Annotated in this window: 20 protein-coding genes; 10 read left to right on the forward strand and 10 right to left on the reverse strand. The window is 59.0% G+C overall.

Going from position 1 to position 23,295, the window contains the following annotated elements; all coding sequences use genetic code 11:
• The first annotated feature begins 85 nt into the window (after positions 1–85).
• From C2E19_RS28100 to C2E19_RS28125, 6 genes are read left to right on the forward strand one after another with little or no spacing between them, the layout of a single operon-like run.
• A complete protein-coding gene (locus C2E19_RS28100) occupies positions 86–2,161 on the forward strand; it encodes a type VI secretion system tip protein VgrG (protein ID WP_129395940.1) in 2,076 nt (691 codons plus the stop codon).
• Positions 2,162–2,184: 23 nt separating this feature from the next.
• On the forward strand, positions 2,185–3,012 hold the full coding sequence (locus C2E19_RS28105; RefSeq protein WP_372238491.1) for a DUF4123 domain-containing protein: 828 nt from the start codon (positions 2,185–2,187) through the stop codon (positions 3,010–3,012).
• Positions 3,009–3,782 (forward strand): hypothetical protein, encoded by a 774-nt coding sequence (locus C2E19_RS28110; protein ID WP_129395942.1) that lies wholly within the window; start codon positions 3,009–3,011, stop codon positions 3,780–3,782. Before C2E19_RS28105 ends, C2E19_RS28110 begins: the two co-directional genes overlap by 4 nt.
• Positions 3,783–3,793: 11 nt before the next feature.
• Positions 3,794–4,576, forward strand: a complete 783-nt coding sequence (locus C2E19_RS28115) for a hypothetical protein (RefSeq protein WP_129395943.1) — start codon at positions 3,794–3,796, stop codon at positions 4,574–4,576.
• An 11-nt stretch (positions 4,577–4,587) separates the two neighbouring features.
• The gene (locus C2E19_RS28120) at positions 4,588–5,370 is read left to right on the forward strand and encodes a hypothetical protein (RefSeq protein WP_129395944.1); all 783 of its coding nucleotides are present in this window, start codon (positions 4,588–4,590) and stop codon (positions 5,368–5,370) included.
• 12 nt (positions 5,371–5,382) lie between these two features.
• Positions 5,383–7,563, forward strand: a complete 2,181-nt coding sequence (locus C2E19_RS28125) for a lipase family protein (protein ID WP_129395945.1) — start codon at positions 5,383–5,385, stop codon at positions 7,561–7,563.
• Positions 7,564–7,812: 249 nt separating this feature from the next.
• Here C2E19_RS28125 and C2E19_RS28130 read toward each other — a convergent pair whose 3' ends face one another.
• Positions 7,813–8,676 (reverse strand): LysR family transcriptional regulator, encoded by an 864-nt coding sequence (locus C2E19_RS28130; RefSeq protein ID WP_129396185.1) that lies wholly within the window; start codon positions 8,674–8,676, stop codon positions 7,813–7,815.
• A 15-nt stretch (positions 8,677–8,691) separates the two neighbouring features.
• Positions 8,692–11,001, reverse strand: coding sequence for a heavy metal translocating P-type ATPase (locus tag C2E19_RS28135; protein ID WP_129395946.1), 2,310 nt, complete (start codon positions 10,999–11,001; stop codon positions 8,692–8,694).
• An 84-nt stretch (positions 11,002–11,085) separates the two neighbouring features.
• On the opposite strand from C2E19_RS28135, the gene cadR reads away from it, so the two are divergent.
• Complete coding sequence (cadR, locus tag C2E19_RS28140; RefSeq protein ID WP_034153703.1) at positions 11,086–11,535, forward strand: Cd(II)/Pb(II)-responsive transcriptional regulator; 450 nt, start codon at positions 11,086–11,088, stop codon at positions 11,533–11,535.
• A 100-nt stretch (positions 11,536–11,635) separates the two neighbouring features.
• Here cadR and C2E19_RS28145 read toward each other — a convergent pair whose 3' ends face one another.
• The 4 genes from C2E19_RS28145 to C2E19_RS28160 all read right to left on the reverse strand — a co-directional run bounded on the left by C2E19_RS28145 (position 11,636) and on the right by C2E19_RS28160 (position 15,375).
• Complete coding sequence (locus C2E19_RS28145) at positions 11,636–12,466, reverse strand: hypothetical protein (protein WP_129395947.1); 831 nt, start codon at positions 12,464–12,466, stop codon at positions 11,636–11,638.
• Positions 12,467–12,675: 209 nt separating this feature from the next.
• Positions 12,676–13,647, reverse strand: coding sequence for a thymidylate synthase (locus C2E19_RS28150; protein WP_129395948.1), 972 nt, complete (start codon positions 13,645–13,647; stop codon positions 12,676–12,678).
• A gap of 50 nt (positions 13,648–13,697) precedes the next feature.
• On the reverse strand, positions 13,698–14,513 hold the full coding sequence (lgt, locus tag C2E19_RS28155) for a prolipoprotein diacylglyceryl transferase (protein WP_007913003.1): 816 nt from the start codon (positions 14,511–14,513) through the stop codon (positions 13,698–13,700).
• 79 nt (positions 14,514–14,592) lie between these two features.
• Complete coding sequence (locus C2E19_RS28160; RefSeq protein WP_129395949.1) at positions 14,593–15,375, reverse strand: sulfite exporter TauE/SafE family protein; 783 nt, start codon at positions 15,373–15,375, stop codon at positions 14,593–14,595.
• Between the two features lie 132 nt (positions 15,376–15,507).
• Between C2E19_RS28160 and C2E19_RS28165 the strand changes: the two genes are divergently transcribed.
• Positions 15,508–16,254, forward strand: a complete 747-nt coding sequence (locus C2E19_RS28165) for an NRDE family protein (RefSeq protein ID WP_129395950.1) — start codon at positions 15,508–15,510, stop codon at positions 16,252–16,254.
• A gap of 235 nt (positions 16,255–16,489) precedes the next feature.
• Here the strand turns inward: C2E19_RS28165 and ptsP are convergent, their stop codons facing one another.
• Together ptsP and C2E19_RS28175 are read right to left on the reverse strand one after the other, a co-directional pair.
• Positions 16,490–18,769, reverse strand: coding sequence for a phosphoenolpyruvate--protein phosphotransferase (gene ptsP, locus C2E19_RS28170; RefSeq protein ID WP_129395951.1), 2,280 nt, complete (start codon positions 18,767–18,769; stop codon positions 16,490–16,492).
• Between the two features lie 22 nt (positions 18,770–18,791).
• Positions 18,792–19,271: an RNA pyrophosphohydrolase gene (locus C2E19_RS28175; protein ID WP_003229203.1), complete on the reverse strand. Its 480-nt coding sequence runs from the start codon at positions 19,269–19,271 to the stop codon at positions 18,792–18,794.
• A 143-nt stretch (positions 19,272–19,414) separates the two neighbouring features.
• On the opposite strand from C2E19_RS28175, the gene C2E19_RS28180 reads away from it, so the two are divergent.
• Positions 19,415–20,071 carry an HAD family phosphatase gene (locus tag C2E19_RS28180; RefSeq protein ID WP_129395952.1) on the forward strand — a complete coding sequence of 219 codons (657 nt, stop codon included), beginning with the start codon at positions 19,415–19,417 and terminating at the stop codon, positions 20,069–20,071.
• Between the two features lie 112 nt (positions 20,072–20,183).
• Here the strand turns inward: C2E19_RS28180 and C2E19_RS28185 are convergent, their stop codons facing one another.
• Together C2E19_RS28185 and ilvA are read right to left on the reverse strand one after the other, a co-directional pair.
• The gene (locus C2E19_RS28185; RefSeq protein WP_129395953.1) at positions 20,184–20,609 is read right to left on the reverse strand and encodes a DUF2269 domain-containing protein; all 426 of its coding nucleotides are present in this window, start codon (positions 20,607–20,609) and stop codon (positions 20,184–20,186) included.
• A 39-nt stretch (positions 20,610–20,648) separates the two neighbouring features.
• Complete coding sequence (gene ilvA / locus C2E19_RS28190) at positions 20,649–22,163, reverse strand: threonine ammonia-lyase, biosynthetic (RefSeq protein ID WP_129395954.1); 1,515 nt, start codon at positions 22,161–22,163, stop codon at positions 20,649–20,651.
• Positions 22,164–22,490: 327 nt separating this feature from the next.
• On the opposite strand from ilvA, the gene rpiA reads away from it, so the two are divergent.
• Positions 22,491–23,165 (forward strand): ribose-5-phosphate isomerase RpiA, encoded by a 675-nt coding sequence (gene rpiA / locus C2E19_RS28195; protein ID WP_007913886.1) that lies wholly within the window; start codon positions 22,491–22,493, stop codon positions 23,163–23,165.
• Positions 23,166–23,295: the final 130 nt, after the last annotated feature.

The raw sequence follows: 23,295 nt of genomic DNA on the forward strand, positions 1-23,295 counted from the left end.
GATGCATTTGTTAGCTTTCGGTCATTGCCTCTGAATCAACACGTTCAGATACAAATAGCCACAGTTACCGTCGAAGGAACAATGGATGCATAGCCCTAACCCTCTCACCCGTTCCAAACTGATCATTGAAGGTTTGGAGCACGATCTTCAAGTCCTCGAGTTCAGCGGTCGAGAAGCGATAAGCACGCCCTATGCCTTCGATGTGGTGCTGGTCAGCGAGAGGCCGAATCTCGACCTTGAAAGCCTGCTGCATAAACAAGCGTTTCTGGCATTCAATGAAGGTCACAACGGTATCCACGGACAAATCCATCGCGTCGCGCAAGGCGACTCCAGCAAGCGCCTGACTCGTTACAGCATTACGCTTGTCCCACGGATCGCTTATTTGGGGCACAGAAAGAACCAACGTATTTTTCAACAGACCACAGTGCCGCAAATCATTGCGCAAGTGCTGGAAGAACACGGCATCCATCGCAACTTTCATCTGTTTCAGTTGGGTTCCGTTTATCCAGATCGTGAATACTGCGTGCAGTACGACGAGTCAGATTTGCACTTCATCCAAAGGCTTTGCCAAGAGGAAGGTATTCATTACCACTTTCGGCACAGTCGAGAGAAACACCAGATAGTATTTGGTGACGATCAAACCGTGTTCCCCAAGCTTGACCAGCCAACCCCCTACAAACAGAACAGCGGGATGGTTGCCGAGAGATCGGTAATCAAACAATTCGACCTGCGAATTGAAGCGCGCACAAGCCGCACAACCCGCCGTGACTACGACTTCGAAAAGGCCCGTATTCTGCTGGAGTCCCGTTACGAACCTCAGGCCATTCAGACACAACCTGACCTGGAGGATTACGCCTACCCTGGCCGTTTTACCCTCCGTGAGCGTGGCAAATCTTTAACCAAACGAGCAATGGAACGCCACCGTGCCGACTTTCGCCAGGCCGAAGGAAAAAGTGATCAGCAAGCGCTGGTATCCGGGCACTTTCTGGAGATGACCGAGCATTCGCGCACGGAGTGGAATGATCTGTGGTTGCTCACCGAAGTACGCCACGAGTGTAAACAGCCGCAAGTGCTGGAAGAAAGTCTCACCAGCGAAGCGTCCGCTCATGAAAGTGATTTTGTTCAAGGCTATCGAAATCAGTTCGTCGCGATCCCTTGGGACGTTTTCTACCGTCCGCCACACCATTACCAAAAGCCGCGAGTGCTGGGCAGCCAGACCGCCGTAGTCACCGGCCCGAAAGGCGAGGAAATTCACTGCGATCCATGGGGCAGGGTCAAAGCGCAATTTTTTTGGGACCGCGAGGGTCGCAATGACGACAACAGCAGCTGCTGGTTGCGCGTGTCGTCCAATTGGGCTGGCAACGCCCATGGCAGCGTGACCATCCCGAGGGTGGGCATGGAGGTACTGGTCAGTTTCCTTGAAGGCGATCCTGATCAACCCGTGATCAGTGGGTGTCTGGCCAACAGCGCCAACCCCGTGCCCTACGAATTGCCCGCGCACAAAACCCGCAGCATTTTTCGCTCTCGCAGTTCGCCGGACAATGGTGGATTCAACGAATTGCACATTGAAGATCGAGCCGGCCAAGAGCTGATTTACCTGCGTGCCCAACGCGACATGGAGCAAAAGGTCGAAAACGACAGTCGCCTGGAGGTAGGCAACGAACGCCGGGAAACCATCAAGGGCAACAGCATTACCGTGCTGGAAGCCGAAGAACACCGAACCATCACTGCCGACCGCAAAGTGCAGCTCAAGGCCAATGACTATCTCCACGTCGCGAGCAATAGCCAGACACGAGTCGACCAAACGCTGGTCGTTGAGGCCGGCCAGCAAGTGCACATCAAGGCGGGCGCGCACCTGACGCTGGATGCCGGCGCGAGCATCAGCCTGAAAGCAGGTGGGCAGCACATCGTGATCGGCCACGCTGGCATTTTCAGCAGCAGTGAAATACAGATCGGTGGTGTCCCGGTGGCGGGTTCCACTGCCGCATTGTCAATGCCGGGCGCCAACGCTGCCTTGGCGGTGCCCGCAGAATTGCCGGCCATGATCGCACTCAGCCAAAACCAATTGATGACCGTCAGCAATGCCATGGGATCGGACTTCTGCCCAATCTGCGAAGCCTGTCGCGAGGGGATTTGCCTGCCCCTGGGAGCCGCCGCATGACTGACTCGCCAGCGCGCCGGTGGATGAGGGAACAACAGAGACTGGGCCACACGTTGTGCATCGTTCTGAACGCAGAGAGCGAGCGTGATATGCGCCAGTCGCTCCTGACAACCTGCCAGTTCGACGACTACCTGAGCGTCTATAACGACACGTCGGTCGCCGATCTGGCTGATGCCGGGCCGTTTGTCTTCACCTTCAATCAGCCTGATGACACCCGCATCCAGGAACTGCTGAAAAGCGCGCAACGTAACTGGGGCTGGTTTGCCAGCATTCAAAAAGGCGATTTGAACAGTCTGGTCAAGCATTGGCAGGCACGGCTGATCATCGGAGCGCGGCCACATCAGGCGCTGTATCGCTTTCACGATAACCGCGTGCTGGATCGTGCACTCGCGCATCTGCCCGAGGAAGCGTATCCGGCCTTTCTCGGACCAGCGATCAGCGTGTGCTATTGGCAGGGCACGCGCTGGGAAAGCACAAATAACCCCGCCCCCGCCAGCTATCCCGTGCCGGCGCAGCCGCTGTGGCACCAAGTGCCAGCGCCTGAACAACACGCCGCTGATATTCGCCTGACCAATGCACATCGCTACCTGCTGGCGGAGCATGTTCGGGCCTATGCGCAACTTGCCGAACAACATGACCCTGACACTTGGCTGCGCGACCGACTGGCGCAGGCAGAGACGTGGGGATGGCTGGCGCCGGAGCAGCTGGAGTTTCTGTTGACCCAAAGCCTGCGAGCGCAGGGCTGTACGTTGGCGCCGGATTGGCAGGTTCGCCCAGGCGAAACGCCGGACGAACATTTCGAGCGGGTGCGTCAGGCCACCGCATTCTGCCAAGGAGACGCCGCCTCGTGAAACACCTGCTTCGTATTGCAAGCCTGGGTGGCTGTCTTGCGTCACTCGCAGGCTGCGCCAGCAGTCCGCCGAATACGTTCACCTTTACCGCTGATATGCCGCCCGACTTTTCATACGTCGCGGCGGTGTATTACGTGCCTGCCAAGGGTGAAACCTGCACCGTTGCAACGAAGAACAACTTGGCGCCCGTGTTCAACGACAAGTGGCGGACGGAGTACAAACCCGATGCTGAAATCATCATCCGCAGAACCCGTAGCGGTTGCCCGTTGGTGATCAGTCGCATCGAGCTGGAGATGTATGCGACTTACGGAAAAGACCGGGGGGATTTTGGTGCGCATGCAGCCATTGTCGTCGTCCGCGATGAAGTGGAGGAACTAGACAAACGCACCTTCAACGAAGCTGGCGAAAGTGCCTTCTACGGGCAGTGCCAATGGATGTTTCGCACTGCGGGGTCAAAAAGACGCATCGTCAAACTCCTCGATTGCAAAAACATCGATGCACAGGGCGAGCCGGCGCGTGGTCGGCCGTTTGCCGCGTACACCCTCGATCAACTGCCGGGTAAGACCGTGAGGATGCACATCAAATTGGCTGACGAGGAAAGACCCGGCTGGGGAGATACGTGGGTCAAAGTTCCGAACGGCTGGAAGCGCTGCCTAGGCAAGGGGTTTGAAGACCAACGTGGTTACTGCAACGGCAATTACACCGACTTCAGCACCTTTCAAATGCCAGACGGCCGGCAATGCACCATCTACCCCGGTTGTACGGAATAAGGACATACCTGATGACTAGTTTGTATCCCCTGTTTAGAAGCGCCGTTTTGGGCTGTTGCTACATCGGCGTCGCAGGCTGCGCCAGCAGCAAACCGAATACGTTCACCTTTACCGCTGATATGCCGCCTAACTTTAGCTATGAGGCCATCGCAGTGTATGTGCCAGCCAAAGGTGAAACCTGCACTGTGCCGGGCGGAAGAGGGACTGGGGTTGGTTACAACCGGAAATGGCGTGAAAACTATCAGCCAAACTCCGAGATCGCCCTGCGCAGAACAGTCAGCGGTTGCCCGCTGGTGATCCGCCGCGTCGAGTTGGATATCTATGCAGTCTACGGTAAAGACTGGAGTGATTTTGGCGCCGACAGCGCCATGGTATTTATTCGGGATGAAGTGAAAGACGAGCACAAAAGTGTTTTTAACGAAGCGGGCGAAAGTACCTTCTTTGGTGAATGCCAACAGCTGTTTCGCACCTCCGGCAAGCCCCGAATTCTCAGAAAACTTCTCGATTGCAAAACTATTGATGCTCAGGGCGAGCTGAAACGAGGCAAGCCTTCTGCGGCTTATACCCCAGAGCAACTAGCGGGTAAGACCGTAAGGATGCACATCAAATTGGCTGACGAGGAAAGACCCGGCTGGGGAGATACGTGGGTCAAAGTTCCGAACGGCTGGAAGCGCTGCTTAGGCAGAGGCTTTCAAGACCAACGTGGTTACTGCAACGGCAATTACACCGACTTCAGCACCTTTCAAATGCCAGACGGCCGGCAATGCACCATTTACCCCGGTTGTACGGAATAAGGACATACCGAATGACTAGTTTGTATCCCCTGTTTAAAAGCGCCGTTTTGGGCTGTTGCTTTGTCGGCGTCGCAGGCTGCGCCAGCAGCAAGCCGAATACGTTCACCTTTACCGCCGATATGCCGCCCAACTTCAGCTATGAGGCCATCGCAGTGTATGTGCCAGCCAAAGGTGAAACCTGCAGCGTGCCGGGCGGACGAGGGACTGGGGTTGGTTACAACCGGAAATGGCGTGAAAATTATCAGCCAAACTCCGAGATAGCCCTGCGCAGAACAGTCAGCGGTTGCCCGCTGGTGATCCGCCGCGTCGAGCTGGATATCTATGCGACATACGGTAAAGCCCGGGGTGACTTTGGTGCCGACAGCGCCAGGGTATTCATTCGGGATGAAGTGAAAGACGAGCACAAAAGTGTTTTTAACGAAGCGGGCGAAAGTACCTTCTTTGGTGAATGCCAACAGCTGTTTCGCACCTCCGGCAAGCCCCGAATTCTCAGAAAACTTCTCGATTGCAAGACTATTGGTGCTCAGGGCGAGCTGAAACGAGGCAAGCCTTCCGCGGCTTATACCCCAGAGCAACTAGCGGGTAAGACCGTGAGGATGCACATCAAATTGGCTGACGAAGACAGGCCCGCTATCGGAGATACGTGGGTCAAAGTTCCGAATGGCTGGAAGCGCTGTATGGGGGATAACTTCGAGGACCAATACGCGTTCTGCTTTGGCAATTACAAAGACTTCAGCGGCTTTCAAATGCCAGACGGCCGGCAATGCACCATCTACCCCGGTTGTACGGAATAAGGAGGTTTCGACATGACGTCAATGGAAAAAGAACTGGAATCGCCGCTAAGCAGCCGTGTCTTGGCGTGTCCCGCGCAAGGTCGATGGAGCAGCTTTCAATTGGTCGACGAGTTTGGTTCTGGTGAACCCTATGCCGGGCTGGCCTACGTCGTAACCGATTCCGAAGGGAGGAGGTACGAAGGCAATCTGGATGGCGAAGGCGCAGGCACAGTTGCTGAGCATTTTGCGGGACCGGTAGCACTCACTGTCGATCAGGATTACCAAGGCGATGACAAGATTTATGCTTTCTTGCAGGCAAGATCCCATTACCCCCTCAAAATCACTGAACTCCAAGTCCGTGCCGAACAAACCCGCTACTTGAAACACAACTCCACTCGCACCAAAGAAAACCCCGCACAAACCTGCGCCGGTGAATTCTTTCAAGTGGAAGTTCGCCATCTGGTCAAGCATGTTTCGCATCTGCCACCGCAGGTTTACAGCCATTACCCGCCCGGGTCCGGGCCGGGAAAAATCATGGGCAAGCATTATGAACGCGGGGTTGCCCTGATGCCGCTACAGCACACGGTGCTGGAGGTGCGCCCGATGCGGGCCTTGCGCCCCATGCTGTCAATCGACCCTGGGTTCTGCGTGTTGAACCTCTATCAACTGGCGCTGATGTCCACCCTGAGCTATTGCCCCTTTGGTCAGGAGCCGGATAAACATCCCGTCGAAACAGAAACCGTAAGCTTCCCGGTGAAACCCACTGTGGGTAACTGGTTCGGGGATGCACTGGCCAAATTCGAAGAGCTTGGGAAAGTCGATGCAACGCAGACAAATGCGCATTACCCGCTTTTTGAAGATGTGCCGTATTCCAGGCGACTGGAGATCGTGCCTTTCGACCCATGTCTCTATTCGGCAAATGATCCGCAACTGGGTGTAGATCAGGAGCACCCCGCCAAGATCCATTTCTTCGACGACAGGATCTCAGGTAAACAGTCCACCGATACCCAAGCCTTCATCACCCACCACGACGAGTTGATCCTGATTTCAGTACGTGGCACCTATGAACTCATCGCGGACGGACTGCGTGACGCGGACGCCTTCCAAGTGCCGTTCGAAGACACCGACAGCAAGGTCCACCGTGGTTTCTACGAGGCTGCGCAGAAAGCCTACGATTTCGTCGCGAGATACCTCGACAGGTTCTACGCCGGTCAAAAACTACTAATCTGCGGCCACAGCCTCGGGGGTGCAGTGGCATTGCTGCTCGCGGAAATGCTTCGTCGAAGACCGGAAGGCTACAACATCCAGCTCTACACCTACGGCGCCCCCCGCGCCGGTGACGCGAATTTCACCCTCGGCGCAAAAGACTTGGAACATCACCGCATGGTCGCCCATAACGACCCCGTGCCGAGTGTGCCGGGCACCTGGATGAACACCAAAGCGGGTGTTTTCGGCACGGGCGCAGCGCTGACCTTCGTCAACGTGCCCGTTGGCCTGTCGGTATTTGTCGCCGGCATCACCAACTGGACCGGCGAACCCTACGATCATCACGGCACGCTGTACCACGCGATGCAGGTGCAGTTTGATCGCAAGGAAAAGTCCATGATCCTGTGGCAGCCCGGTTGCGACACCGTTGCCCAGCATGCCGCCTGCTCGGTGGCCATCCAGCAACAAAACGGCCTGCCGGATCGACCTTCGTTGCTGGCTCAACTGTTCAGTGCCGGCAGCCACTCGATGGTCGGCAGCTACATTCCGGCGTGCTGGGCAACGCTGAAACGCTGGCAGGAAGCGCACACGGAGAACCGCTCCATCGTGAGTGACGCGGAGTTCAAATGGGTACAAACAGCACTGGTGAGCATCACCGCGCAGTTGCGGCAGAAGCGTGGGCAAACACGCCCCGACGCTTCCGTTCGCAATGATGAAAAAATCAACGTAGCGCTAAACCTTGAGATCGACCGGATACAGGTGACAGTCGAGCGGCTGCAAAAATTGCAGCGCGAGCGCACCACCGAACAGAAAGTCTACGGATCGCTTTCGACTCAGCCTGAACAGTTATCTGCAAGCCTGTCGCGCTGGCTTGCCCATGCGGAAAACAGAGTCGTCGAGCAGTTGGCCATGGCGCCGGTCAGCAGAAGTGACGACCGACTGTTGACTTCGATCTACGGCCATACTGTGGGCTCACCCCATACGCTGGATATCGATTCGTACATCTGAAAAACAGTCCAGCACCTCGCGCTATGCGGGTATCGCGGGTATCGCGCAACTGAGGCGGCGCGATTTAACCGCGAGGTTTACATGAGCGCAGAGCCGACAATATATTCGGGGATTTTGGTTCAGATTGTGTGTTGCCTGGGCTGACGCCTTCGCGAGCAAGCTCGCTCCCACAGGGAATAGCATTCACAACACAAATCCAATGTGGGAGCGAGCCTGCTCGCGAAGAGGTCTCCTCGGACACTGAAGATCTCAGGCCGGGGACATCTCTTGGGCCAAACCGAGAAACGCCGCCGGCAACCGCGCGCCCTTGCGCTCTTTTAGGCAATACAGATACTCAGGAATCTGCGGCGCATTCTCGATCGTCAGCACGCGCAACTGCGGATCATGCGGCACTTCCTGCCGGGCAATAATGCTGATGCCGATATTGCGCAGCACCGCCTCACGGATCGACTCGCGGCTGCCAATCTCCAGCAACGGGCCGTAACTCACCCCGGCAGTCGCCAACAACTCTTCGGTCAGCCGCCGTGTAGTCGAACCGGATTCACGCATCAACAGCGTATGCCCGGCCAACGCGCTCAACGCGACATGCTCCTGCGCCGCCAGCGGATGATTGCGATGCACCGCCAGCACCAGCGGATCAGTACCGAGCACCCGACGAATCAACCGCGCGTCATCGAGCAATTGCGACGACGCCGCAATGTCCACCCGATAGTCCTCCAGCGCTTCCAGCACCTGCTGCGAATTACCGATTTCCACCGACACTTCCACCTGCGGCAGACGCTCGCGAAAGGTTTTTACCAAGTCGAGAATGTAATACGGCGCAGTGGCGGCGATGCGCAAAGTGCCCTGCACCTGACCGCTGTTGCGCAGGAAAAACTCGATGTCAGCTTCCTGCTGCAACAGCGTCTTGACCATCGGCAACAGCCGCGCGCCTTCGTCACTGACACTCAAGCGTCGGCCGCCGCGATAAAACAGCTCCACCGAATACTGACTTTCCAGATTGCGGATCTGCGTGGTCACGGTTGGTTGACTCAGGCCGAGTTTTTTCGCCGCCAGCGTGATGCTGCCCAGACGGGCGACCATGTAAAACGCTTTCAGCTCGGCACTCAGCACAACCATCCCTCATCGTTATTTGCGCAGCAAGCGCAAACCGTTGAACACCACCAACAGGCTCACGCCCATGTCAGCGAACACCGCCATCCACATGGTGGCGAGTCCGGCGAAGGTTACCGCAAGAAAGATCGCTTTGATCACCAGGGCCAGCGCGATGTTCTGTTTCAGGATACTGGCGGTATTGCGCGACAGGCGGATGAACGCGGGGATCTTGCGCAGATCGTCGTCCATCAGGGCGACATCCGCTGTTTCAATCGCCGTATCGGTGCCGGCAGCGGCCATGGCGAAACCGATCTCGGCGCGAGCCAGTGCCGGCGCATCGTTGATGCCGTCGCCGACCATGCCGACTCGCCGCCCCTGTGCATACAGGTCTTCGATGGCTTGCAGTTTGTCGGTCGGCAGCAAGTCACCACGGGCCTCGTCGATACCGACCTGCGCGGCAATCGCCTGAGCGGTGTGGACGTTATCACCGGTGAGCATCAGGGTTTTCACCCCGAGTTCATGCAGTTGGCGGATCGCTTCGCGGCTGGTTTCCTTGACGGTGTCGGCCACGGCGAAGAGTGCCAGTGGGCCAGAGCCGTCGAGCAGCAGCACCACGGACTTGCCCTGCTTTTCCAGCGCGAAGAGTTTTTCTTCCAGCGCCGGCGAGCACAGGCCCAACTCTTCGACCAGACGATGGTTACCCAAGTGGTAGGTCTGGCCGTTGATGTCGCCTTTGACGCCCCGCCCGCCCAGCGCTTCGAAGTTATCCACAATCAGCGCTTGGAAGTTTTTATCCACAGCGGCGTTGGCAATGGCCAGCGACACCGGGTGATCGGAGCGTCCGGCCAACGCAGCGGCGATGGCCGGTGCCGTGGCATCCGCCGTCGCGTCGAGGGACAGGTAATCGGTCTGCACCGGTTTGCCGTGGGTGATCGTCCCGGTTTTATCCAGTGCTAGATAATCGAGCTTGAAACCGCCCTCCAGGTACACGCCGCCCTTGACCAGAATGCCTTTGCGCGCCGCTGCCGCGAGGCCGCTGACGATGGTCACCGGGGTGGAAATCACCAGTGCACATGGGCACGCAACGACCAGCAACACCAGCGCGCGGTAGATCCAGTCGAACCACACGGCGCCCATGAACAGCGGCGGAATGATCGCCACGGCCAAGGCAAAGACGAACACCACGGGCGTGTAGATTTTCGAGAACTGATCGACGAAGCGCTGAGTCGGTGCGCGTGCGCCTTGGGCCTGTTCAACGGCGTGGATGATCCGCGCCAGGGTCGAGTTGTTCGCCGCTGCGGTAACCGCGTACTCCAGCGAACCGGCCTGATTGATGGTGCCGGCGAAGACCTTGTCGCCGACGGTTTTTTCCACCGGCAGGCTTTCCCCGGTGATCGGCGCCTGGTCGATGGTCGAACTGCCGCTGACCACTTCGCCATCCAACGCGATGCGCTCGCCGGGCTTCACCCGCACGCGGGCGCCGAGTTCGACGCTTTTCACGTCTTGCTCAATCCAGCTGCCATCAGCCTGCAACACCGTGGCTTGCTCCGGTGTCATCTGCATCAGGCCGCTGATCGCATTGCGCGCACGGTCCAGCGAACGCGCTTCGATCAGCTCGGCGACGGTGAACAGGAACATCACCATCGCCGCTTCCGGCCACTGGCCGATGAGGATGGCACCGGTCACGGCGATGCTCATCAGCGCGTTGATGTTGAGGTTGCGGTTCTTCAGGGCGATCCAGCCCTTTTTATAAGTGGTCAGGCCACCGCTGAGGATCGACACCAGCGCGATGATCGCCACCACCCAGGTGGGTGCGGCGTTGGTGAAGTGGATGACTTCGGCGGCAAGTGCGCCGATGCCGGACAGCGCCAACGGCCACCAGTGTTTTTTCACTGGCGCCGGGGCCGGCGCTTCGACGCCCGCCTCCAGCGGCTCGGCGTGCATGCCGAGGGATTTGATCGCCTCGGTGATTGGCTCAGTGCCGGGCAGATTGTGGGTCACGCCGAGCACACGGTTGATCAGATTGAATTCCAGCTGCTGCACGCCGGCGAGTTTGCCGAGCTTGTTCTGGATCAGCGTCTGTTCGGTCGGGCAGTCCATCGCTTCGATGCGGAAACTGCTCAGGCGCGCATCGGCGCTGGTCTTTTCGCTCAGTTGCACCAACGCAGGCGCGGCGGCTGTCGACGAGCAGCAGGAATCCTCGTGCGCATGAACCGGTGCCGGCGCTGCGACTTTCGACCCGCAGCAAGAATCGCCGCCGTGTGAATGCTTATTCACAGGCTGCAATTTATGACTGTGATCGTGGCCGTCGCCGGGCTTGTGGGTGTGCTGGGAATCGCTCATTGGTCGCGTCCATGAAGGTGCCTGTTGCCAAGTAAAGACCCTGTAGCCACTATAGGGTCAAGCACCCTTTTGGAGATTGCCGTCATGAAGATCGGAGAACTGGCCAAACTCACCGACTGCGCCGTGGAAACCATCCGCTATTACGAGCGCGAAAACCTCCTGCCGGAACCGGCCCGCAGCGACGGCAACTACCGCGTCTACACCCAGGCGCACGCCGAACGCCTGACCTTCATCCGCAACTGCCGCACCCTCGACATGACCCTCGAAGAGATTCGCAGCCTGCTGACTTTGCGCGACAGCCCGCAGGATCAATGCGAAAGCGTCAATGCGTTGATCGACGAACATATCCAGCATGTGAAGGCGCGGATCGATGGATTGTTGGCGTTGCAGACGCAACTGCTCGACCTGCGCCAACGCTGTGGCGAAGGGCCGATGGCCGACCAGTGCGGGATTTTGCAGCGACTGGAGGTCAGCGGCGGAGTCGTCGCAACCGAAGTCGAACACTCCCACGTAGGCCGCAGCCACGGCCACTAACCACATACCCTCCCTGTAGGAGCTGCCGCAGGCTGCGATCTTTTGATCTTATAAACATAAAGATCAAAAGATCGCAGCCTGCGGCAGCTCCTACACGGGTTTAGATCACGTCGAAACTCACCTCGGTGGCGGCTCCCGTGCCCCAGAAAAAATTGGGACTCAGGCGAGCGCCCAGATAAATGAAGTATTTAACCGTGACGCTTTGGCCAACATGCGGCAGATAAACTTCAGGGGCGATATGAAACTCTATGGTCTGCTTTGGATTGACAGCCAATCTGCGCTGACGCTCGACCCAATGATCCGGCGATTGCGTCCAGAGAATTTCAATGCCGTAACAGGCGCGCAGGTGCTCAATCGGCGCCAGTCTTACGGTAATGCCATCAGGAAACGCGGCAGCGTCCAGCATTCCATTGACCACGCCTTCCACCTTAAGCACGGGCTTGCGGCCCAGTTCTGAAGCGACGAAGACTTTCCGCGCGGGGGAAGGGTTTGCACCACCGGCTTGCGGAAGGTGAAAGAAAGTCACCTCGACATCAAGACCTTGCAAACGCTTGAGCTCGCTGTCCGGGATGGCAATCGGGATCCAGTAATCTTTACTGTCGACCACGACATCCGCTGATTGGAACGGCGGGGAACCGTCCAATGGCAGCCACTCCACGCGAAGCATGTCGCCAATGCTGATCTGCGGCGCGGAAGGGTCCAGCATGGCATACGTCGAATTGCTAAACGGCGAGCCCGGGCCAATGATTTCCAGGGGAATGACAGCGCCTTCCGGCTCGGATTTACCGAACTCGAAATAACGGTTTTCCTTTAAATAGAAATAGGCGATCAGTGGCGGCTGTAATGTCGTTGCTGTCGCTGTCAGTGCCGTCTCTGTCGAGAAACCTGAGTCAGTATTGCCGCCATCGAAAAAACCGCCTGCGTCTGCCATGACCATTACCTCGCTTTGGAGGCCGTCAGCTAATCACGGGGCGCGGAACGGCGGCTACTGTCAGAAATGACAGTGGAAAATGCATCTGAAGATATCCAACCTACTCTGTAGGAGCTGCCGCAGGCTGCGATCTTTTGATCTTATAAACAGCAAGATCAAAAGATCGCAGCCTGCGGCAGCTCCTACACAAGGGTGTTGCGTATTGTTTGTCAGACCGCCATTGGTGCGGTCATTGGCGCGTGGTGTTCGTAGCCTTCCAGCGAGAAATCGCTCGGTTCCACCAGCTCCAGCCATTCCGGCTGATACACGCCAGTCTTGGCAAACTCCGGCACACGATCCGAGATCTTCAGCTTAGGCATGGCGAACGGCTCGCGCTTGAGCTGTTCGTTGAGCATGTCCAGGTGGTTCTCGTAGATGTGCGCATCACCGATGAAATAGGTGAACCAGCGCGGCGTGTAGCCGGTCAGGCGACCGATCAGGCTCAGCAGCGCGGCGCCTTCGGTGAGGTTGAACGGCGTGCCCAGACCCAGATCATTCGAACGAATGTAGAGGGTCAGTGAAATCTCTTTGGTCTCGACGTTCGGATGGAACTGATACAGCAGGTGGCATGGCGGCAGGGCCATTTCATCCAGCTGAGCGACGTTCCAGCCGTGGAACAGGATGCGACGGCTGCCCGGATCCTTGATGATCGTGTCGACGCACTGGCGCACCTGATCGATGGCTTTGTACAGCACCACGTAGGCCTGGCCGTCTTCTTCGCCTTGAGCGATCTGCTTGTAGCCGTTGCTCAGGGTTTGTTCGATGGCGGCGGTGTTGCTCAGCGGGATCTGCTTGTACGCCGGCCATTTGCGCCATTGCACGCCGTAGATTTCGCCGAGGTCGTCGTCGCCCTGACGGAACGGGTTGGCCAGCCACTGCGCGTTTTCGTTGGCGTTCTGGTCCCAGACCTTGCAGCCCAGCGCACGGAATTCAGCGGCGTTATTGACGCCACGGAGGAAACCGCACATCTCGCCGATGGCCGATTTGAAGGCCATTTTGCGCGTGGTGATCGCCGGGAAACCTTCCTGCAGATCGAAACGCAGCATCGCACCCGGGAAGCTGATGGTGTTGATGCCGGTGCGGTTGGCCTGTTTGCTGCCGTTCTGAATGACGTGCGAGACCAGTTCGAGATATTGCTTCATGAGTTACCTGTGTCCTTTGAGCCCCGGCGTCGCGCGCCGGGGTTCGTAGTTTAAGCCGTCGGCGCGAGCGGTGCTGCCGGTGCGCGACGATAGGCCAGCCAGATCAGGAACAGCCCGCCGACGATCATCGGCACGCAGAGCACCTGGCCCATGGTCAGCCAGTTCCAGGCCAAGTAGCCCAGTTGCGCATCCGGCACGCGAACGAATTCGACGATGAAACGGAAGATGCCGTAGAACAGCGCGAACATGCCCGATACGGCCATGGTCGGACGCGGCTTGCGCGAGAAAATCCACAGGATCAGGAACAGCGCCACGCCTTCGAGCGCGAACTGATACAGCTGCGACGGGTGACGCGGCAGTTGCGCCGGATCGCTGAACGGCGGGAAGACCATCGCCCACGGCACGTCGGTGGCTTTACCCCACAACTCGGCGTTGATGAAGTTACCGATGCGCCCGGCGCCCAGACCAATCGGCACCATCGGTGCGACGAAGTCCATCAACTGGAAGAATGACTTGCCATTGCGCTTGCCGAACCACAACGCGGCCAGCATTACACCGATAAAGCCGCCGTGGAACGACATGCCGCCCTTCCACACTTCGAAAATCAGCGTCGGGTTGGCCAGGTAGGCGCTCAGATCGTAGAACAGCACGTAACCGAGACGTCCGCCGACGATCACGCCCATCGACATCCAGAAGACCATGTCGGAGAGTTTCTCCTTGGTCCAGGTCGGGTCGAAACGGTTGAGCCGACGCGACGCCAGCAGCCACGCGCCGCCAATGCCGATCAGGTACATCAGACCGTACCAGTGGATTTTCAGCGGACCGATGGCCAAGGCCACCGGGTCGATCTGCGGGTAAGGCAGCATTGCGACTCCTCGTTAGAGTTGAAACCAAAATTCCCGGGCGACGCTGCCACCTCAGGATTAAGCCAGGATTGCGACGCGGTTAAAGCAGAAAGCTCAAACCCACGCTGAACAGCAAAGCGGCGAACAGCCGTTTCAGCAAGCGCGGCGACAATCTGTGCGCCAATCGCGCGCCGATGCGGGCGAAGACCATGCTGGTCAGGGCGATGCCCAACAACGCCGGCAAATATACAAAACCGAGACTATGGGCCGGCAACAACGGATCGTGCCAGCCGAGAATCATGAAACTTGATGCACTGACCAAGGCGATCGGCAGACCGCAGGCCGATGACGTTGCCACCGCTTGCTGCATCGGCACGCTGCGCCAGGTCAGGAACGGCACGGTCAGCGAACCGCCACCGACGCCGAAAATCGCCGAGGCCCAGCCGATCACACTGCCGGCCACGGTCAGACCGAGTTTACCCGGCACCGTTCGGCTGGCCTTGGGTTTGATGTCCAGCGCCAGTTGCACCGAGATGATCAAGGCAAACACGCCGATGATCTTTTGCAGGTGCGGGCCGGAAATCGCTTCGGCGGTCAGTGCGCCGAAACCTGCACCCAGCAGGATTCCGACGGCCATCCACATGAAGATCGGCCAGCGTACCGCACCGCGGCGGTGATGCTCACGCACGGCGTTGACCGAAGTGAAGATGATCGTCGCCAGCGACGTACCGACCGCCAGATGCGTGAGGATCGACTGATCAAAGCCCTGCAAGGTGAAACTGAACACCAGCACCGGGACGATGATGATCCCGCCGCCGACGCCAAACAGTCCGGCCAGCACGCCCGCACAGGCGCCCAGCGCCAGATAGAGCAGAAATTCCATGACCGTCTCCCCAGACCGCATCCGCAAAACCGGAGCGGCATGGTAACGGATGCACACCCCTCTGCTCCACTTGCGATGGATGCACGGACGCGGGATGCGTAGAGTGAGCAAAAAACACACAAGGACCACCTTATGTGCCTGATCGTTTTTGCCTGGCGCCCGGGCCATGCCCAGCCGCTGATCGTCGCGGCCAACCGTGACGAGTTTTACGCGCGCCCCAGCCTGCCGCTGGCGCAGTGGCCGGAGGTGCCGCACGTGCATGCCGGGCGTGATCTTGAAGCCGGCGGGACCTGGCTCGGCATCGGCGCCAATGGCCGCTTTGCCGCGCTGACCAATATTCGCGACCCGCAGCAGGCGCCAGCGCGCAAGTCGCGAGGGGAGCTGGTGGCGCGGTTTCTCACGGGTGATGCGTCGATCGATGATTATTTGAGCGAGGTGGTCGGGCGTTCGGCGGAATATGCCGGGTTTAATCTGCTGCTCGGCAACAGTCATGAGCTTTGGCATTTCAATGCGCGGTTGTCGGAGCCGGTGATGTTGCAGCCTGGGGTTTATGGGTTATCCAATGCCGGGTTGGATACGCCGTGGCCGAAGTTGCTCAAGGCCAAGGCTGCGTTGAGTGCGGCGCTGGATGATCCGACGCCTGAGCGGTTGTTGGGGTTGTTGAGTGATGCGCAGGTTGCGCCGTCGGCTGAGCTGCCGGATACCGGGGTGGGGATGGCGACGGAGATGTTGTTGTCGAGTGTGTTTATTGCCAGCCAGAGTTACGGGACACGGGCGAGTACGGCGTTGGTGGTGCAGGCGGATGGGGGGCGGCGGATGGTGGAGCGGAGTTTTGGGCCGTATGGCGGGCATTTGGGCGAGGTGGAAATAACAGCTTAAAAGCCTACCCTCACCCCAGCCCTCTCCCGGAGGGAGAGGGGGCCGACCGAGGTGTCTTGGACCATACACCGACCTGTAAGACCGAGTTGATTATGGATTCAACACAGCACCTTCTTGTCCGTGTGAGTCGATTATGGATTCAGCAAAGCACTTTCAGATCGGCGGAGCTGTGCAGCATCCCCCAATCAGTCCCCTCTCCCTCCGGGAGAGGGCTAGGGTGAGGGGCTTTTGATCTTCAGAGGGCCTTGATAACCGCCGGCGGATTCATCTTCGACAACCCAAGGTTCTTCAGCGCCAACTGCAGCGAGCTGTGGATAACTTGCGGGTTATCGATGGTCATCAGCTCAGCCAGCAAATCCTTGGCCTTGCTCAGATTGACCTGACGCAACATCCATTTCACCTTCGGCAAGTTGGTGGCGTTCATCGACAGGCTGTCGAAACCCATCGCCATCAACAGCACCGCCGCTGCGGGATCACCGGCCATCTCGCCGCAGATACTCACCGGTTTGCCTTCTGCATGGGCATCGCGCACTACCGTTTGCAGGGCTTGCAACACCGCCGGGTGCAGGTAGTCGTAAAGATCGGCCACCCGTGGGTTGTTGCGGTCGACCGCCAGCAAGTACTGGGTCAAGTCGTTGGAGCCGACGGAGAGGAAGTCGACCATCCGGGCCAGTTCCTTGGTCTGATACACCGCCGCTGGAATCTCGATCATCACGCCGATCGGCGGCATCGGCACGTCGGTGCCTTCATCGCGGACTTCGCCCCAGGCCCGGTGGATCAGGTGCAGGGCTTCTTCGAGTTCGTGGGTGCCAGAGATCATCGGCAGCAGAATCCGCAGGTTGTTCAGGCCTTCGCTGGCCTTGAGCATCGCGCGGGTCTGCACCAGGAAGATTTCCGGGTGGTCGAGGGTCACGCGAATGCCGCGCCAGCCGAGGAACGGGTTGTCTTCCTTGATCGGGAAGTACGACAGCGACTTGTCACCGCCGATGTCGAGGCTGCGCATGGTCACCGGTTGCGGGTGGAACGCGGCGAGCTGCTCACGGTAGATCGCCAGTTGCTCCTTCTCGCTCGGGAAGCGCTGGTTGATCATGAACGGCACTTCGGTGCGGTACAGGCCGACACCTTCGGCGCCACGCTTCTGCGCCCGCGCCACGTCCGCCAGCAAACCGGTGTTGACCCATAGCGGCATGCGGTGGCCATCGAGGGTCACGCACGGCAGGTCGCGCAGGGTGTCGAGGCCCAGCGCCAGTTGTTTCTCTTCTTCGACGACTTCGGCGAACTGCTTGCGCAGCACTTCGCTCGGGTTGGTGTAGACCTCGCCGCGTGTGCCGTCGACGATCATTTCGATGCCGTCGACCTTGGCGTACGGCAGGTCGACCAGACCCATCACCGTCGGAATGCCCATGGCCCGGGCCAGGATCGCGACGTGCGAGTTACCCGAACCGAGTACCGAGACCAGACCGACCAGCGTGCCTTCCGGCACCTCGCCGAGCATCGCCGGCGTCAGTTCTTCGCTGACCAGAATGGTTTTTTCCGGGTAGACCAGGTTCTGCTGACGCTCTTCCTGCAAGTAAGCGAGCAGGCGGCGACCGAGGTCTTTGACGTCCGAGGCACGCTCACGCAGATAGGCGTCGTCCATCAGTTCGAAACGGTTGACGTGTTCGGTGACCACCTGACGCAGCGCGCCCTGTGCCCACTGGCCGGTCTTGATCACTGTGGTGATTTCGCTGCCCAGCGAGGCATCGTCGAGCATCATCAGGTAGACGTCGAACAGTGCGCGCTCTTCCGGGCGCAACTGCGTCGCGAGTTTGGCGGACAACGCGCGCATATCGGCGCGCACGCCTTCGATGGCGGTCTTGAACAGCGCCAGCTCAGCGTCGATGTCGGTGATGTTCTTGTCCGGCACCACGTCGAGATCGGCCGGTGGCAGCATGACCACCGCCGTACCGACCGCCGCACCCGGCGAACCCGGTACGCCGACGAACTTGGCTTCCTGAATGCCTTTGCCCTGACGACCCAGACCACGGATGGAACCGGTGGCCTCGGCGTGGGCGATTACGCCGGCGAGCTGCGCGCTCATGGTCACGAGGAAGGCTTCTTCACCTTCGTCGAACTGGCGGCGTTCTTTTTGCTGGATGACCAATACGCCGACGACGCGGCGGTGGTGAATGATCGGTGCACCGAGGAACGAGGCGTAACGCTCTTCACCGGTTTCGGCGAAGTAGCGATAGCGCGGGTGATCCGCAGCGTTTTCGAGGTTCAGGGGTTCTTCACGCGTGCCGACCAGACCGACCAGACCTTCGTTGGGTGCCATGCTGACCTTGCCGATCGAGCGCTTGTTCAAGCCCTCGGTGGCCATCAGGACGAAGCGGTTGGTCTCGGGATCAAGCAGGTAGACCGAGCAGACCTGGCTGCCCATGGCCTCTTTGACGCGCAACACAATAATCCCCAACGCCGCCTTGAGATCCTTGGCGGAGTTAACTTCCTGGACGATCTTGCGCAGCGTATTGAGCATGGCTCGGGGTCGAACTCCGTCGTCAGTCGCGCGCTAAAAGGCGCGGGGCAAGCTCTTTGAGGGCGCGGCGATACACCTCGCGCTTGAATGTCACCACCTGGCCCAACGGATACCAATAGCTGACCCAGCGCCAGCCATCGAACTCCGGTTTACCGGTCAAATCCATCCGCACCCGCTGCTCGTTGGAGATCAGGCGCAGGAGAAACCATTTCTGTTTCTGGCCGATGCACAGCGGTTGGCTGTGCGTACGCACCAGACGTTGCGGCAAACGATAGCGCAACCAGCCCCGAGTACAGGCCAGTATTTCAACATCTTCACGTTCCAGGCCAACTTCTTCGTTCAGCTCGCGGTACAAGGCGTCTTCCGGCGTCTCTTCAGGGTTGATTCCCCCTTGCGGAAACTGCCAGGCATCTTGATTGATACGGCGAGCCCATAGCACCTGGCCGGCGTCATTCGTCAGAATGATCCCGACATTGGGGCGGAAACCATCGGGGTCGATCACGGCAACAACCTCGCAAACGCATGTCGCCGCATTGTTCCACAAAGGTTGATAAGGCGGCAACGAAGCTTCCTACCTTATGTGCACTCTTGTGAAAAGACCGTATTCTTGTCGCCTTTTTACAGACTTATCAGCGGGTAACTGCAATGCGCCTGGCACTCTTCGATTTGGACAACACCCTTCTGGGCGGCGACAGCGATCACGCCTGGGGCGACTATCTGTGTGAACGCGGCTTCCTCGACCCGATTGCGTACAAAGCGCGCAACGACGAGTTCTATCAGGATTACCTGGCCGGCAAACTGGATAACGCCGCGTATCTGAACTTCTGCCTGGAGATTCTCGGCCGCACCGAAATGGCCATGCTCGATCAATGGCACAACGATTACATGCGCGACTGCATCGAGCCGATCGTGCTGCCGCAGGCGCTGGAACTGCTGAAAAAGCACCGCGACGCCGGCGACAAACTGGTGATCATCACCGCGACCAACCGCTTCGTCACCGCGCCGATTGCTGTGCGTTTGGGCGTTGAAACCCTGATCGCCACTGAGTGTGAAATGGTCGATGGCCGCTACAGCGGGCGCAGCACTGATATTCCGTGCTTTCGCGATGGCAAGGTGACGCGCCTGAATCGTTGGCTGGAAGAGACCGGGTATTCACTGGACGACAGCTATTTCTATAGCGATTCGATGAATGATTTGCCGTTGCTGAAGCAGGTGGCGAATCCGGTGGCGGTTGATCCGGATCCGAATCTACGGGCTGAGGCCGAGAAGCGTGGTTGGCCGGTGATTTCGTTGCGCGGCTGAAGATCAAAAGATCGCAGCCTTCGGCAGCTCCTACAGGTTCGGTGTCAGACCACATTTTTGTGATCGACAAAAATCCCCTGTAGGAGCTGCCGCAGGCTGCGATCTTTTCGCTTCACACCGGTTTGGCGCCCATCAACCCGGCAATCGCTACAAAACACACAAAACTGAACAACGCCAAAGCAAAGCTGAAACGCCCGACGCCACCCGGCGCCTTGCGCAATCGATTCAACCGCACCAGCAACCACAACCATGCCAGCGCCGCCACGGTGTAGAGCACGCTCGACGCCAGAATCCACGTCTGCCCCAGCGGCCAACCGACCAGATGGACCATCCACCATCCGGTGAACGGCATGCTCAGCAATGCCAGGCCCATCAACAGCCAGACAAACAGCCGTGGCCGCTGCAACGTGCGACTGCCCGCCGTCGCGTCACCTTTGCGTTTTGCCAGAAAAACCCAGATGCCCAAGCCCAGCGCACTGGCCAGCAAGACCACGGTTGCGACCACGTGCGCCATTTTCAGGGCCGTTAACGTTTCCATTGTCAAAATTCCTTATGGCTTGCCCATCAGCGTAGCCGCTCAGCCAAGAAACAGCTGATAGGCCGGGTTCTCGCTTTCGTCCCAGTATGGATAACCGATTTCCTCAAGCGCTGCCGGCACCAGATGACGCTCGTCGTGCGGCACCTGCAGGCCGGCGACCACACGGCCATCGGCGGCGCCGTGGTTACGGTAGTGGAACATCGAGATGTTCCAGCGCCCACCGAGCTTATTAAGGAAGTTGAACAGCGCCCCCGGACGCTCCGGGAACTCGAAGCGGAACACCACTTCATCGACCACCTGCGCCGCGCGGCCGCCGACCATGTGGCGGATGTGCAACTTGGCCAGTTCGTTGTCGGTCAGGTCGAGTACCGGGAAGCCCTGCTCGGTGAGGCTCGCGAGCAAAGCGCTGCGCGGATCGTTTTCCGGGTGAGTCTGCACGCCTACGAAGATGTGCGCTTCGCTGCCGGTGTTGTAGCGATAGTTGAATTCGGTGATCTGGCGCTTGCCGATGGCTTCGCAGAACGCCTTGAAGCTGCCGGCCTTCTCGGGGATGGTCACGGCGATGATCGCTTCGCGGCCCTCACCCAGTTCGGCGCGCTCGGCAACGTGGCGCAAGCGGTCGAAGTTGACGTTGGCACCGGAGTCGATGGCAACGAAAGTCTGGCCGCTGACACCGCGTTGCTCGACGTATTTCTTGATCCCGGCCACGCCCAACGCGCCGGCAGGTTCGGTGATCGAGCGGGTATCGTCGTAGATATCCTTGATGGCTGCACAGATCTCGTCAGTGCTGACGGTGATCACTTCGTCGACATAGTCTTTGCAGATGTCGAAGGTGTGCTGGCCAATCTGCGCCACCGCCACGCCGTCGGCAAAGATGCCCACGGTCGGCAACACCACACGCTCGCCGGCAGCCATCGCGGCTTGCAGGCAGTTGGAATCGTCTGGCTCGACGCCGATGACTTTGATGTCCGGACGCAGATACTTAACGTACGCCGCGATACCGGCGATCAGACCGCCGCCGCCGACCGGGACGAAAATCGCGTCCAGCGGCTGCGGGTGCTGACGCAGAATTTCCATCGCCACGGTGCCCTGCCCGGCGATGGTGTGCGGATCGTCGTACGGGTGGATGTAGACGTAGCCTTTTTCGTCGACCAGTTTCAGCGAGTAGGCCAAGGCTTCCGGGAACGAGTCGCCATGCAGCACCACTTTGCCGCCACGCGAACGCACGCCTTCGACCTTGATCTCGGGGGTGGTCTTGGGCATGACGATGGTGGCTTTGACGCCCAGCACTTTCGCCGCCAGGGCCAGACCCTGCGCATGGTTGCCTGCCGACGCGGTGACCACGCCACGGGCGCGCTCTTCGTCAGTCAACTGAGTCAGTTTGTTGTAGGCGCCGCGAATCTTGAACGAGAACACCGGCTGCAAGTCTTCGCGCTTGAGCCAAATGTCATTGCCCAGCCGCTCGGAGAGCTGGCGAGCGTTCTGCAGCGGGGTTTCTACGGCAACGTCATAAACGCGCGAGGTGAGGATCTTTTTGACGTACTGTTCGAGCATCGGAAAGCATCACTGAGCGGGTTGGGCAGGGCCAAGGAGTCTAACCCGGCTTTTGCCCGGGCGACCACACTAAACAGGTGGTTTTAAGGTCTGGAAATCCATTCTTGCGTGAGCACCATTGTGGCGAGGGGATTTATCCCCGTTGGAGTGCGAAGCGCTCCCCGGCATTCTTTCAAAAATACCGCGAGTTCAGGTTTTACGACGGCTGCGCCGCCGAACGGGGCGGTGCGACGTTTCGCTAAATCCCCTCGCCACAGGAGTTTTCGCCGGGCATGGGGATATAATGCCGGCCTTTCCGTTCTCACCTTGCCCGCTTCCGGAGCCCGCATGACCCAGGATCAACTCAAACAGGCAGTGGCTCAGGCCGCCGTCGACTTCATCCTTCCTAAACTCGACGACAAGAGCATCGTCGGGGTCGGCACCGGCTCCACCGCCAACTGCTTCATCGACGCACTGGCCCAGCACAAGGGCGCGTTCGATGGCGCGGTCGCCAGTTCCGAAGCCACTGCCGCGCGCCTCAAGGGCCACGGGATTCCGGTGTATGAGCTGAACACCGTCAGCGACCTGGAGTTCTACGTCGACGGCGCCGATGAAAGCGACGCGCACCTGAACCTGATCAAGGGCGGCGGCGCGGCCCTGACCCGCGAGAAGATCGTCGCGGCCGTGGCCAAGACCTTCATCTGCATCGCCGACGCCAGCAAACTGGTGCCAGTACTGGGCGAGTTCCCGCTGCCGGTCGAAGTGATCCCGATGGCCCGCAGCCACGTTGCCCGCCAACTGGTGAAACTGGGCGGCGACCCGGTTTACCGCGAAGGCGTACTGACCGACAACGGCAACATCATCCTCGATGTATTCAACCTGCAGATCACCAACCCGGTGGAGTTGGAAGCGCAGATCAATGCGATCGTCGGCGTGGTCACCAACGGCCTGTTCGCGGCGCGTCCGGCGGATTTGTTGTTGCTGGGTACATCTGAAGGCGTGAAAACCCTCAAAGCTGAGTAAGCCAGACTGCCCACAATAATGGGCAGACGAATAAACCTGTGGGAGCGAGCCTGCTCGCGAATGCGATGGATCAGTCAATGCAAATGTTGACTGATCAGACGCCTTCGCGAGCAGGCTCGCTCCCACAGTG

It is taken from the genome of Pseudomonas sp. DTU12.3 (assembly GCF_004124275.1).
In the GTDB taxonomy this organism is placed as follows: domain Bacteria; phylum Pseudomonadota; class Gammaproteobacteria; order Pseudomonadales; family Pseudomonadaceae; genus Aquipseudomonas; species Aquipseudomonas helmanticensis.